General features: G+C 68.7%; 14 protein-coding genes. 5 read left to right on the forward strand and 9 right to left on the reverse strand.

Annotated elements, in window-relative coordinates:
• Positions 1-9: 9 nt before the first annotated feature.
• Positions 10-420: a nucleoside-diphosphate kinase gene (gene ndk / locus IEY55_RS12550; protein WP_189057294.1), complete on the reverse strand. Its 411-nt coding sequence runs from the start codon at positions 418-420 to the stop codon at positions 10-12.
• 411 nt (positions 421-831) lie between these two features.
• Here ndk and IEY55_RS12555 point away from each other — a divergent pair, with 411 nt between their 5' ends.
• The gene (locus IEY55_RS12555) at positions 832-987 is read left to right on the forward strand and encodes a hypothetical protein (protein ID WP_189057296.1); all 156 of its coding nucleotides are present in this window, start codon (positions 832-834) and stop codon (positions 985-987) included.
• A gap of 455 nt (positions 988-1,442) precedes the next feature.
• On the opposite strand, the gene IEY55_RS12560 is transcribed toward IEY55_RS12555, so the two are convergent.
• Complete coding sequence (locus tag IEY55_RS12560) at positions 1,443-3,008, reverse strand: alkaline phosphatase D family protein (protein ID WP_189057298.1); 1,566 nt, start codon at positions 3,006-3,008, stop codon at positions 1,443-1,445.
• A gap of 317 nt (positions 3,009-3,325) precedes the next feature.
• Between IEY55_RS12560 and IEY55_RS12565 the strand changes: the two genes are divergently transcribed.
• Positions 3,326-3,754 carry a protein-tyrosine phosphatase family protein gene (locus IEY55_RS12565; protein WP_189057300.1) on the forward strand — a complete coding sequence of 143 codons (429 nt, stop codon included), beginning with the start codon at positions 3,326-3,328 and terminating at the stop codon, positions 3,752-3,754.
• A gap of 188 nt (positions 3,755-3,942) precedes the next feature.
• Here IEY55_RS12565 and IEY55_RS12570 read toward each other — a convergent pair whose 3' ends face one another.
• Both IEY55_RS12570 and IEY55_RS12575 read right to left on the reverse strand, forming a co-directional pair.
• Entirely contained in the window at positions 3,943-4,746 is an 804-nt protein-coding gene (locus IEY55_RS12570; RefSeq protein WP_229686306.1) for an NBR1-Ig-like domain-containing protein, read from the reverse strand.
• 131 nt (positions 4,747-4,877) lie between these two features.
• Entirely contained in the window at positions 4,878-5,060 is a 183-nt protein-coding gene (locus IEY55_RS12575) for a hypothetical protein (RefSeq protein WP_189057539.1), read from the reverse strand.
• Between the two features lie 294 nt (positions 5,061-5,354).
• Between IEY55_RS12575 and IEY55_RS12580 the strand changes: the two genes are divergently transcribed.
• The gene (locus IEY55_RS12580) at positions 5,355-6,440 is read left to right on the forward strand and encodes an ABC-2 transporter permease (RefSeq protein WP_229686307.1); all 1,086 of its coding nucleotides are present in this window, start codon (positions 5,355-5,357) and stop codon (positions 6,438-6,440) included.
• Between the two features lie 49 nt (positions 6,441-6,489).
• Here IEY55_RS12580 and IEY55_RS12585 read toward each other — a convergent pair whose 3' ends face one another.
• Positions 6,490-7,242, reverse strand: a complete 753-nt coding sequence (locus tag IEY55_RS12585) for a class I SAM-dependent methyltransferase (protein ID WP_229686308.1) — start codon at positions 7,240-7,242, stop codon at positions 6,490-6,492.
• A gap of 86 nt (positions 7,243-7,328) precedes the next feature.
• Here IEY55_RS12585 and IEY55_RS12590 point away from each other — a divergent pair, with 86 nt between their 5' ends.
• A complete protein-coding gene (locus IEY55_RS12590) occupies positions 7,329-8,654 on the forward strand; it encodes a DUF2254 domain-containing protein (protein WP_229686309.1) in 1,326 nt (441 codons plus the stop codon).
• A gap of 37 nt (positions 8,655-8,691) precedes the next feature.
• On the opposite strand, the gene IEY55_RS12595 is transcribed toward IEY55_RS12590, so the two are convergent.
• Positions 8,692-8,973: a DUF397 domain-containing protein gene (locus IEY55_RS12595; RefSeq protein ID WP_189057304.1), complete on the reverse strand. Its 282-nt coding sequence runs from the start codon at positions 8,971-8,973 to the stop codon at positions 8,692-8,694.
• Positions 8,974-8,990: 17 nt separating this feature from the next.
• Positions 8,991-9,848, reverse strand: coding sequence for a helix-turn-helix domain-containing protein (locus tag IEY55_RS12600; RefSeq protein WP_308424750.1), 858 nt, complete (start codon positions 9,846-9,848; stop codon positions 8,991-8,993).
• A 196-nt stretch (positions 9,849-10,044) separates the two neighbouring features.
• Between IEY55_RS12600 and IEY55_RS12605 the strand changes: the two genes are divergently transcribed.
• Positions 10,045-10,374, forward strand: a complete 330-nt coding sequence (locus IEY55_RS12605; protein WP_189057308.1) for a hypothetical protein — start codon at positions 10,045-10,047, stop codon at positions 10,372-10,374.
• Here the strand turns inward: IEY55_RS12605 and IEY55_RS12610 are convergent.
• Positions 10,371-10,775, reverse strand: a complete 405-nt coding sequence (locus IEY55_RS12610; protein WP_229686310.1) for a DUF4233 domain-containing protein — start codon at positions 10,773-10,775, stop codon at positions 10,371-10,373. The genes IEY55_RS12605 and IEY55_RS12610 overlap by 4 nt on opposite strands.
• Complete coding sequence (folC, locus tag IEY55_RS12615; RefSeq protein WP_189057310.1) at positions 10,772-12,151, reverse strand: bifunctional tetrahydrofolate synthase/dihydrofolate synthase; 1,380 nt, start codon at positions 12,149-12,151, stop codon at positions 10,772-10,774. Before folC ends, IEY55_RS12610 begins: the two co-directional genes overlap by 4 nt.
• Position 12,152 lies beyond the last annotated feature (1 nt).

The following is a 12,152-nucleotide window of genomic DNA, read 5'->3' on the forward strand; positions in this document are numbered from 1 at the left end:
GGTCCGTTCTCACAGCTCCGGGAACCACAGCTTGATCTCGCGGGCCGCCGACTCGGCCGAGTCCGACCCGTGCACCAGGTTGAACTGGGTCTCCAGCGCGAAGTCACCGCGGATGCTGCCCGGGGCGGCCTTCTCCACCGGGTCGGTGCCCCCCGCCAGCTGCCGGAACGCGGCGATCGCGCGCGGGCCCTCGACGACGGCGGCCACCAGCGGCCCGGAGGTGATGAACTCCAGCAGGTCCCCGAAAAAGCTCTTTCCGTCGTGCTCCGCGTAGTGCTGCACGGCCAGTTCGCGGTCGACGGTGCGGAGCTCGAGCGCGACCAGCTTGAGGCCCTTGCGCTCGATCCGGGAGATCACCTCGCCGACCAAACCGCGGCTGACGCCGTCCGGCTTCACCAGGACCAGGGTGCGCTCGGTCACGGGGGTCTTACTCCTTCGTGCGGTACGTCCAAGAGGGTGTCGGTGCGCGCAGCGTAGCCAACCCGGGAGTGGGATAAGTCACCGGACCGGCACAACGGCGCTCCAACCGCGGGCGACGTTGCCGTCGTCCCGAGACGAGTGTGCCCGATTCCCGCCGCGCACCGGCAATGCACCTCGACGAAGTTTGGACCCCGAACAGACCTCACCCGCGGTACCGAACCTCCGGGGACATGGAGGAGGGCCACCACGGGTGAGGTCTTGCGATCACGTCCGTCCGGGTCGATCACGTCCCGTGGGCCACCCGGCGGAGCCGGAGCTGGGTGCCCCGGGGAGTGGACAGGCCCCACGATCAGCCGCGGACGGTGTGCGTGACGAGACCGACGAACCCCTTCATCACCCAATACCGAGGACGTGGAGGAGCCCGAGAACAACGCCGTCAACAGCGTGCAGCACGTCATTCAACGTCATCTGAATGCACCACCTTTCTTTCTTCCTGACACCGATCTCGACAGCGCGAGACCGGCATTGAGTAACCAGAACCCCCTCGGGGTGAGCGCAATCCTGTGACCGGCGAACCTTCCCCGCAATAGCCCACACGAGTGATAACGCACACCACCCCGGAACAGCCGTGAGTCACCGGCAACGGAATTGCCATTCGGGGTAACACGAGGGCCGCAGAAACGAGTCAGTCGTAGCCGGGAGGAAAAGCATTTGAAACAGAGTCCGCGGCGTCACGCCCGACCGGTACCACGGAGACCTCGAGGCCGGGCAGCGGGCGAGGGGGAGACGTGCGGCGACACAACGCACAGCCGTTGATCCCCGCACGCCTCTCCGCACTCCCCTGCCACCACTCCCCGACCAGATTTGTTTCGCCCACGTTTCCATGGTCCCGGCGACAACAAACGCCAGATACCGGCATCGACCACGCAACCCGCCGAACAGCCCGACAAAATGGGTGCGAATTCCGAATAGCCCGACCCCGCTGTGCCACCAATGTAACGGCTGCTTGGCGGGACCGGAAATCAGCGTTCTGGCCGGAGCGTCGTGGACCACAACGCCCGGCCCGTGGCGTCCCGGAGATGGACCGTGAGTCGGCCCCAGGTGTCCACCTCAACCTCACCGAAGTGTTGGAAGCCGTCCAGCGGCGAGGTGTTGGGAGCGGGCGGGGCGTGCACGAACACCGCCTCGGGCCCGAAGGTGGGGTCGAGCTCGTTCGGCCCGAACGCGCCCGCGTGTAGCGGCCCGGAGACGAACTCCCAGAACGGGTCGAAGTCGGCGACGGCGGCCCGCTCCGGCGAGTAGTGATGGGCCGCGGTGTAGTGCACGTCGGCGGTGAGCCAGACCATGTTCCGCACGCGGCGGCGGGCCAGTTCCCGCAGCACCCGAGCCAGCTCGGCCTCACGCCCGGCCGGCGCGCCGGGCCGCCCGTTGGCGACGGCCTCGATGTTGTCGCCGTCGGGAACGACCAGGCCCAGGGGCATATCGGCGGCCACGATCTTCCAGGTGGCACGGCTACGGCTCATGGCGTCGACCAGCCAGCGGGCCTGCTTGTCGCCGAGGATGCGTTCGTAGGGTGCGGTACCCGGGGAGTTGGCGTCCCGGTAGGTGCGCATGTCGACCACGAACAGCTCGACATGCCCGCCGAACGCGAGGTTGCGGTACACCCGCCCGTCGACCGCCTTCCGTGGGTCGATCGGAACCCACTCGTGGAACGCCTGGAACGCGCGCTCGGCCAGCACGTCGACCCGCTTCTCGGTGTACCGGTCGTCGGTGAGGATCTCGCCGGGGTACCAGTTGTTGAGGACTTCGTGGTCGTCCCACTGGCCGATGGTGGGCGCGGTCGCGGCCAGGCGCCGGAAGTGCTCGTCGAGCAGGTTGTAGGCGAACTGGCCGCGGAACTCGGTGAGGGTCTCGGCGACCTTGGTCTTCTCCGGCGTGACGATGTTGCGCCACCGGCGGCCGTCGGGCAGGGTCACGTTCTCCCGCAGGGGGCCGTCGGAGTAGACGGTGTCGCCGCTGCAGAGGAAGAAGTCGGGCTCGCGGGCGGCCATCGCCGAGAAGATGGTCATGCCGCCCAGGTCAGGGTTGATGCCCCAGCCCTGGCCGACGATGTCGCCGGACCACACGAAACGCACCGGCCGGCGACCGAGTGGTGCGGTGCGGAAGCTGCCGGTGACCGGTTCGGCGGTGGCTCGGCCGTCGAGGTCCGCCACCCGAACCCGGTAGTGCACCCGCCGTCCCGGCGGCAGGTGGTGGAGCCGAACCTTGCCGGTGCCGTCGGTGTCGGGGGTGAGCACGGGGCCGCGTACGGTGCGCGCGACGCGGAAGGACGGGTCGAAGGAGACGTCGACGAGCATGCGTGACGGCCGGTCCGCCCGGGTCCAGACGAGGGCGCCGTGCGGGGTGACGTCGCCGGTCTGTACACCGTGGGTCAGCCGGGGACGGTCGCCGCGCACCAGCGCGGGACCGGTGCGGCGGGGTGCGGCGAGCGTGGTGGTGGGGAGGGCCAGGCCGGCGAGCGCGGCACCGGACCCGAGTGCCCCGGCCCGGAGGAGGGCGCGACGGTCGAGGGAACGCGGGTTCTCCATAATGGCTGGTTGTAGCGGGGTGGTTGTGCGCGCAGGCAACCCTGAGCCGACATTCAGGTGAATCCGGGGGACACACCTCCACCGCCCGGTGGATCGGGTACTGGTCGCGCGCCCTGCGAGGAGTGATCCTGGTGCCACCCACAACTTGCGGGGGTGCCCCGACCCAGTTGGTACGGGGGCCGGATGACCTTGCGGGCGCAGCCCACACCGCTACCGGTCCAGCTCGTGCTTCTGCGAGCCGTGCGCTGGGCCCGCGCACCGACAACCGGCGAGGAATCTGCTGGGGGCCGCCGATCAACCACGGTTACGCTCGCGTCGTGGTCACTGCGTGGGATCCCACGACGGCCGGCGTGCTACGACTGCCCTCGGGCCGGCTCGTTCGCGGCCGCGGACTGCGCCACCCCGTTCCCCCGGATCCGCTCCCCACCTTCGCGCTGTACCTGCTGGGCCACGAACCACCGCCTGTCGCCTGGGAAAGTCGGTGGGTTCGCTGGCCCGACTTCTGGTTGCCGTCTGACCACGCGGGAACCGCTGACGCGTTGCGCGAGGCATGGATGCGTGCCAGAACCGAGCGCGTCGAGGTCGCGTGTGCCGGTGGATACGGCCGTACCGGCACAGCACTGGCGTGCCTCGCCGTTCTGGATGGGATACCCAACCGCGAGGCAGTCGCCTACGTCCGGAAGCATTACGCCGCACGCGCCGTCGAGATGCCCTGGCAACGCCGTTTTGTCTCCCGCTTCCGGTAACGGCCCACCCCATGAAACCGCAACCCCACGCCATCCCACCGACGCGATGAACCTTCCACGCCAGCGCCATGAAACCGGGGAGTGTCCCGGAAGACGTTGTGCCGCAAGCGATCTGTGAGGCTTTGCAGGCCGATGTTTCCGCGCTCCAACGGTTTGTTCACCGCCGGGCGTGGCCTTTTGCCGATGGGTCAGCGAACGATCTTGACGAGATAGAAGATGCCGCGATGCCCGGGCAGGAGCAGCCGCCCGTGTGCGTCCGCCATCTTCCAGTAGACCTGGCAATGGCCCGGCTCGTCGGGAGCGCGGACCTCGACCGAGACCTGCACGGTCTCCCCCGGCCTGGTGTCCGGGATCCGCACCCGGTCAACGGACTCGCACGGACCTGGGCGGCCGAAGTCGCCCTCCCGGATCAGGTAGCGGTCGATCCACGGCACATTGCCGGAGTTGCGTATCTCCCAGGTCTTCACGAAGTGCGCACCGGTGGGAATCTCGGTGCCGTCGGGAATCGTGACGTCGCGGACGAACTCCGAACCATCCCCCTCGATGACGGGCTTCGGCGCTGGTGCCTGGGATTCGTCGGACGCGCCGGTCCGCAGGTAGTGGACGCCCAGGACCCCGGTCACCCCCAGCACGGCCACCGTGGCCGCGGCAGCGACGAGCCACCATCCCCGCGGCCGGGACTCCCGGGGCTCGTCCAGCACCGCGGCGTCCACCACGAGACCGGGCCGCTCGTCGCGCGTCCGCGGCTCCACCGGCGTGGCGTCCGGCGTGGGGACGGGCGCGGCGTTCTCCTCGAAGCCCGCCAGCCGGTCGCGTGCCTGCTCCCAGCGGGCCCGCCACGTCCGGCGCGCTTCCTCGATGTCCCGCCCGAGCACACCGACCTCGAGCGTGCGGACGAACTCCCAGGTGATCTCCCACGAGGGCAGCTGCCGGCCCCGCGCTGCCGCGGACAGCGCGGACTTCGAGGCCAACGCGCCGTGGTCGGATCGCATCCGGTCGTAGGAGGGGTCACCGGCGGCCCGCTTCAGCTCCCACAGCTGACCGGCGAAGTCCGCGGCCGGGCCCGCGGACGCGTCGGGGCGGGCGGAGACCCGCCCGCGTCTACCGGTTCCCCGCTGGTCGCTCAGGGCCGCCGCCCTTCCCTCGCCCGACGGTCGCCGGCCGGCGCGGCCGGCCGGCCCGAGCGCGTCACCACGCGACCGAACACCGCCGGCCCCGTGGGCACCACCTCGACACCACGGGCGACACCATGGGCACGGCACCATCGCGCGCGCCGAGGTGCCGTGCCGAGGTCGGCGACCGCCATGCACTCCCCTCCTCGCTCGGCAGCCCCGCGACGCGCATGTCGGACGTCGACCGCGCGACGCGTTCGAGACAGATTCGGACCCCAGGATATTGCGCAGCGCCACCTCGACCGGCCGCAGACTCCCCTTGGCGGGTGGTGCTCCTCACCCCCTGCGGCCGGACGGCCGCAGCCCCGTGTGCGGAAAGCGCACCACCCAACGCTCCATCGGATGAAGCCGCAGGCCGACCATGCGTGTCGGGTTGTCCGTGCTGATATCGGCCGGAGGATCGAGCCGGGTCCACGGGGAGGTGTGCGGTGGCCGCGAACGAGAGGCCGGAACGCGGGCTGGGGCAACGGCTACGGGAAGCGGTGACCGTGCGGGCCGCCCTGCTGGTGCTCGGCGTGTTCCTACTCCAGCTCGCGTTCATCCTCTCCTACGTCGGTGCGCTGCATCACCCCGAACCACACAAGATTCCCCTCGCGGTCGCGGCCCCGCAGCAGCAGATCGCCGACCAGGTCGTGGACCAGCTCAACGAGCTTCCCGGCACCCCGATCGACGCCCGGCGGGTCGCCGACGAGACAGCGGTCCGCGACGAGATCAACCAGCGCGAGGTGGACGCCGGGCTCGTGGTCAACCCCACGGCCGCCACCGACCACCTGCTGCTGGCCGGAGCGGCCGGCCCGGCCCTCGCCAGCGTCACCGTGAACGTGCTGAGCAGGGCTTACTCCGTGCAGGGCCGGGAGTTGACGGTCACCGACATCAAGCCGGTCTCCAGCGGGGACGGCCGCGGGCTGTCCTCGTTCTACGTGGTGATCGGCTGGATGGTGGGCGGTTACCTGGTGGCCGCGATCCTCGGCCTGGCCGGGGGCGCCCGGCCCGCCACCTTCGGGCGCACGATCATTCGGCTCACCACGCTGGCGGTCTACGCGATCGCCTCCGGGTGGGGCGGCGCGGTCATCGTCGGCCCGGTGCTCGACGCGCTGCCCGGCGGTTTCGTGTCCCTGTGGGCGGTGGGTGCGCTGGTGGTCTTCGCGACCGCGGCGGCCACGATGGCGGCGCAGACGATCGCCGGGGTGGTCGGGATCGGTGTGGCGATCCTGGCGTTCGTGGTGCTGGGTAACCCGAGCGCGGGCGGCCCCTACCCGCAGCCGTTGCTGCCCACGTTCTGGCGGGAGATCGGCCCGTACCTGCCGCCGGGCGCGGGCACCACCGCGACCCGCAGCGTCGCCTACTTCGACAACGCCGGGGCCGGGCAGGCACTGTGGATCCTCGCCATCTACGCGATAGCCGGTGTCCTCGTCACGCTGGTCGTCGCGAGGCTGCTGCGCAGGGACCGCGGCCGGCGTAGTGAACCGGGCTCGGAATCGGCCGGGGAGCGTTCGGAAGCGCCGGAATCCTGAGCACTGCCGCAACGAACGACCGGAGCGCCGCCCTTCCTGTCGAGAGGTTTCACCTGGCCGGCTCGGCCGCGGTGATTAGACGGGTATGCGCCCACGGTGCCCACCACATCCGCCAGCCCAGGGACCGCACGCGAACGTCGGTCGCGCCGAACTCGGCCAGCCGGCGCCGGTAGTGCCTGATGCCCGCGATATCGGCGATCGCGAGCCGGCCGCCGGGGCGAAGGACCCGCATGGCCTCGTCGATCGCCTTCAGCCGGCCCGCGTCGGGGGGAATGTTGTGAATCGCCAGGCTGGAGACGACGACGTCGAACTCGGCATCGGAGAACGGCAGTTCTCGCATGTCCCCGGTGTACAGCTCGACGCGGTCGGCCACGCCCTCGGCAACCGCGTTGCGCTCGGTGACCTCCACGGAGTTGCCGGACTGGTCGACCTTGCGCCACAGATCCACGCCGACCGCCCGCCCCGTGGTCAGGCGCTGCGCGGCCATCAGCAGCACCGCGCCCCGCCCGCAGCCGAGATCGAGTATCTGCTCGTCGCCGCGTAGGTCGAGGTCATCGAGTACCCGCGACCACACCTGGAACTTCCCACGCCGGGTGGTGTGCAGGTACAGCCCGACCGAGATCCACATGAGTGCGGAGGCGGCGAAGGTCACTGCGGCCCACGCCGTATTGCCGACACCGACGTTGGTGATGCTGGCCAGGAGGGTGGCCGCACCGCTCATCACGAGGCCCAACAGGGGTCGGGGTGCGTCGACGCCGTACGAGCCCTGCCTCCTCGGTGAGGTGGGTTCCGCCTGTGTCACGTCAGTCTCCGCCCACGTGTTGCTCCGGTTGGTCAGAGTCTGACATCACGACTCGTCACCGCATCACCACCCCTCGAATTGCAGGAATGATCCAACCATCGTGTACTGACGCCGTGTTCGGGCGTCGGTCGGGCCAGCCGCTGTTGGGGCCGCTGCACGACTACGTCCGGCAGTCGTTCGTGGTGACACCGCTGCTGGGCATCGTCGGCGGTATCGCGCTGGCGGTGGCCACCAGCGAGCTCGACAACGAGTTGTCCCAGATACCCGAGTTCGCGACCGAGTTCCGACCGATCATCGAGCCGAGCCGCAAGGTGATCGACGCTGTCGGCCCGGCGATGCTCACGTTCCTCGGCGTGGTCTTCAGCATCACCCTGGTTGCGTTGCAGATGGCCGCCAGCCAGCTCTCGCCGCGCGTGGTGCGACTGTTCGTGCGGAGCAGGATGGTCAAGGCCACGCTCGCCGTGTTCATCGGGACCTTCGTCTACACGATCACGGTGCAGTACAGCTTCGTCACGGTCTCCGAGGAGGGTTCGCTGCAGGACCAGCCCTTCATACCGCTCGTGTCCGGGCTCATCGCCCTGCTACTCACTCTTGGCAGCGTGGGGATGTTCGTGGGCTACGTACATTCGATGATCCGCCTCATGCGGCTCACCGAGGTGATCGACATGGTGACCGCGGAGACGCGACGCACGATCAACGCTGTGGCATGGACGGAGGAAGGGGAAGGCAGGGAAGTTTCGGGAAAGCCCCTACAGTCGGTGTACTACGAGGGTAAGCCGGGCGCGGTGCGAACGGTGAATGTGTGGCGTCTCGTTCGACTGGCACGCAAGAACGACGCGGCGCTGCGCCTCGTGCCGAAGATCGGGGACTTCGTCGCGCCCGGCACGCCGCTGCTCCATGTGCACGGGCGCAAGGAAATCCGTTCACGGACGCTCCGGAAGGCGCTCGGCGTGGGTCCCGAACGCACGATGTACCAGGACATTGCGTTCGGCTTCCGGCAGTTGGTGGACATCGCGATCCGGGCCCTGTCCCCCGGTGTCAACGACCCCACGACAGCGGTCCAGGCCCTGGACCGGATCCACGCGTTGTTGTCGGACCTGTTGGACAAGCCCCTCGGTGAGCAGTACCACCGGGATCGCGACGGTGTGGTGCGGCTCGTGGAGCCACTGCCGGGCTGGGACTCGCTCATCGACCTAGCGTTCACGGAGATCCTGTTGTACGGGGTGACCTCGCCACAGGTGACACGACGGATGGTGGCGGCGCTGATCGATCTGGTCGAGCACGCGCCGGAGGATCGGCGCGCCACGCTGGAGCGGCACCTCGGACACGTGCGCGAGGCAGTCGAGGCGGCGATCCCCGACGAGATGATGCGCACCTTCGGCCTCACCCCCGACCGCCAGGGCATCGGCTGAGAAACCCGATGCCCTGACAGCGGCAATGTTGAACGGGTCAGCTCAGGTCGAGCCGGCCCGACTTGACGGTGTCGCGGAACGCGGCCCACTCGGCGGGGCCGAAGGCCAGCGCGGGGCCGGTGGGGTTCTTCGAGTCGCGAACCGCGGTCATGCCCGGCATGTGCGCCACCTCGACGCACTCGCCGCCAGATCCGTTGCTACGACTGCTCTTACGCCAGGTGGCATCTCCGTGGAACGCCACCTCGACACAGGCGTTGCCACCGCCGTTACTACGAGCGCTCTTACGCCATCCGACCCGGCATAAGTCAAGGCTGGACATGCCGCTCTCCCTCGCTGCTACAAGCTGTCGGCGGCCTCCGCGATCATCTTGGCCGACGCGTCTGCGTCGAGCGCGGTCTCCTGCAAGCCGACGAAGTTGAGGGTATAGGCGTCTACGGCCTCCTGATCCTCCGGGGAGAAGCCGTAAGCAAGGCTCTCGATGTAGAGGACATCGTCATAGTGCTCCTGCTCGAACGACAGGATGTTGAACACTGAACCCATCGCGGGGTGGGCACCGGCGCTGAACGGAATCACTTGGATCATGACGTTTGGCCGCTCGGCGAGCTCCACGAGGTGTTCGAGCTGGCGCCGCATGACACCCGGACCGCCAACAACCTGCCGCAGAACCACCTCGTTGAACACCGCCTCCACACGAAGGGGCTTGTCGCGTTCTAGGAGGGACTGCCGCTCGCGACGAGCCTCGATGCGTCGCTCAACGACCTCTTCCGACACATGTGGTCGGCTGGCCCGCACAAGTGCTTCGGTGTACTCCGGAGTTTGGAACAAGCCAGGAACAAGATCGATGGTGAAACTCCGTACCAAGCACGCTTCGGACTCAAGTTCGACATAGTCGAGGGCTGCCTCGAACAGCTCTTCCTTGCCGAACTCCTCCCACCAACCTCGGTCCTTGGCGCGATGGGCCAGTTCGAAGAGCGCATCGCGCTCCTTGTCATCGACCTTGTAGGCGATGGCGAAGCCCAGCACGTCGATCGGACTCGCTGGTTGCACACAGTGCTCGATTCGACTGATCTTCGCGTGTGAGCAGCCAAGAAGTTTTGCGGCCTCGATCCCCTTCATGCCAATGCGCTCCCGCCACCGCTGCAGGGTCCGTGCCACACGGCGAGCTCGAACGCTGGGCCTGAACTGTTCCGTCACGCCTCGTCTCCCTGCTGAGAACCGATCGTGATCGGAAGCTTACGCACTGCTCCGCGCACCGATCTTTCCCTCGATCGAGGGGACTTCGTACATGTACGTCATCAAAAACTTGTGATGCCGTGCGTGATAGTCCATGGTCATCACACACAGTGATCGGCTTCCCCGGCCGCCTAGGCCCACCTCCCTGGAGTCCCCCATGCCCTGGTACCTGTGGCACCGCATCGAGATCTTCGAGATCGTCCGTGGCCGGCGCGTGCTCGTGTACGCCAAGAACATCGATGACCACGGCTTCTACGTGCAGCTCAAGGGAAACAAGAACCCCGCGCCCGCCTACGCCGTCGCGCTCGCCTCGGAGTGGCTGGAGCGCAACAACCGTCCGGCGGGCCGCTGTCTGGTCGTGGTGTGGCGCCTCAACGAGGCCGACAGGTCCAAGCTCTCGGTTCTCTGCGAGGTGCCGTTCCACTGGAACGGCGCTCCCGCCGTCCCACCCGAGCCGGAACCCGTGGCGGCAGCGGCGAATGCCTAGCCCTGGCCGCGCGCGATGTGCTGCTCGACCTGCTTCCGCAGGTACAGCATGTACACCCAGATCAGGGCGAAGATGACGCCCAGGACCCCGAGCGTGACCGAGATGAACACCGTCAACACCATCAGGACCTGCAACGTCAGCGCGACGTACAGCCCCCACGGACGCCCCATGACACCACTCGCGAGGAGCATCGCCAGTGCCAGGGCGATCACCAGGATCCCGTTGACCGACGACAGCCCCTCGCCGAGCTTCGCCACGACCGGCAGTGCCAGCGCAACGACAATCGCCTCCATGACCAGGGTTCCGGCCATGACGCCGCGCAGGCCCTTCCACGGGTCGCGGGCCGGTGGCTGTCCCTGGGGAGGCTGTGCCCCGGTTCCCTGCCGTGCCTCGTCGTTCACGCCGGCTCCTTGCCGAACAGGGCCCGCGCCTCACCGGCGGTGACGACCGACCCGGTGACCACGACCGCGGAGCCGGAAATCGGCTCGTCCGGGTCCTCGGTCTCCTCCGCGAGCTGCACGGCGGTCTCCAGGGCGTCGTCGAGCCGGGTCTCGACGACGATCCTGTCGTCACTGAAGATTTCCCGGGCCACCACGGCAAGATCGTCCGGGTCCAGTGCGCGCGGCGAGGAGTTCCGGGTCAGCACAACCTCACTGACCACCGGCTCCAGCGCGTTCAGGATCCCGCGCGCGTCCTTGTCCCCCATCACGCCAACCACGGCAACGAGGCGACGGAAGTTGAACTCGTCGGACAACGCCCTGGCCAGCGCGGCGGCACCGTGCGGGTTGTGCGCGGCGTCGACGAACACCGACGGCGCCGTGCGCACCCGTTCCAGCCGACCGGGGGTGACGACCGATGCGAACGCCTCGCGCACGGCCTCGACATCGAGCTGGCGGCCCGCGCCCGCACCGAAGAACGCCTCGGCCGCCGCCAGCGCCAGAGCCGCGTTACGACCCTGGTGTTCGCCATGCAGCGGCAGGAAAACCTCGTCGTAGACCCCACCGAGGCCCTGCAGCCTGAGCATCTGGCCACCCACGGCGACCTTGCGCTCCAGCATGCCGAACTCCATGCTCTCCCGGGCGACGGTGGCGTCGACCTCGATGCTGTGCTGCAACAACACGTTCGCAGCCTCGGGTTCCTGGGCGGCGAGCACCGCGATGGCGCCTTCCTTGATGACGCCGGCCTTCTCCCGCGCGATGCTGGGCAGGTCCGGTCCGAGGTACTCGACGTGGTCGATGCCGATGGGGCAGATCGCGGCGATCTTGGCGTCCGCGACGTTCGTGGCGTCCCAGGAGCCGCCGAGGCCGACCTCCAGGATCGCCGCGTCCACCGGTGCTTCGGCGAACGCGGCGAATGCCATCCCGGTCAGCACCTCGAACTTGGTCATCTTGGGACCGCCGGTGCCTTCCGAGCGCTGGTCGACCATGCGCACGTAGGGCTCGATGTCCCGGTAGACCTCGACGTAGCGTTCCGGGCTGATCGGCGCGTTGTCGACGTTGATCCGCTCGGTGACCAGCTGCAGGTGCGGGCTGGTGTAGCGGCCGGTGCGCAGGCCGATCCGGGTGAGCAGCGCGTCCAGCATGCGCGCCACGGACGTTTTTCCGTTGGTGCCGGCCACGTGCAGCACCGGGTAGGCGCGCTGCGGGTCGCCGAGGATCTCGGTCAGCATCCGGATCCGGTCCAGCGAGGGCGCGATCTTGGTCTCCGGCCATCGCTGGTCCAGCTCGGCCTCGACGGCACGCAACGCGGCCAGGGCCGCGGGCTCGATCTTGGGCATC

This window comes from Longimycelium tulufanense (assembly GCF_014645795.1).
Taxonomy (GTDB): Bacteria; Actinomycetota; Actinomycetes; order Mycobacteriales; family Pseudonocardiaceae; genus Longimycelium; species Longimycelium tulufanense.

Excerpts from the sequence above, each read along its gene's own strand:
- IEY55_RS12560 (WP_189057298.1), bottom strand. The coding sequence starts at position 3,008 with ATGGAGAACCCGCGTTCCCTCGACCGTCGCGCCCTCCTCCGGGCCGGG.
- IEY55_RS12570 (WP_229686306.1), bottom strand. The coding sequence starts at position 4,746 with ATGCGATCCGACCACGGCGCGTTGGCCTCGAAGTCCGCGCTGTCCGCG.
- IEY55_RS12575 (WP_189057539.1), bottom strand. The coding sequence starts at position 5,060 with ATGGCGGTCGCCGACCTCGGCACGGCACCTCGGCGCGCGCGATGGTGC.
- IEY55_RS12590 (WP_229686309.1), top strand. The coding sequence starts at position 7,329 with ATGATCCAACCATCGTGTACTGACGCCGTGTTCGGGCGTCGGTCGGGC.
- IEY55_RS12595 (WP_189057304.1), bottom strand. The coding sequence starts at position 8,973 with ATGTCCAGCCTTGACTTATGCCGGGTCGGATGGCGTAAGAGCGCTCGT.
- IEY55_RS12605 (WP_189057308.1), top strand. The coding sequence starts at position 10,045 with ATGCCCTGGTACCTGTGGCACCGCATCGAGATCTTCGAGATCGTCCGT.
- folC (WP_189057310.1), bottom strand. The coding sequence starts at position 12,151 with ATGCCCAAGATCGAGCCCGCGGCCCTGGCCGCGTTGCGTGCCGTCGAG.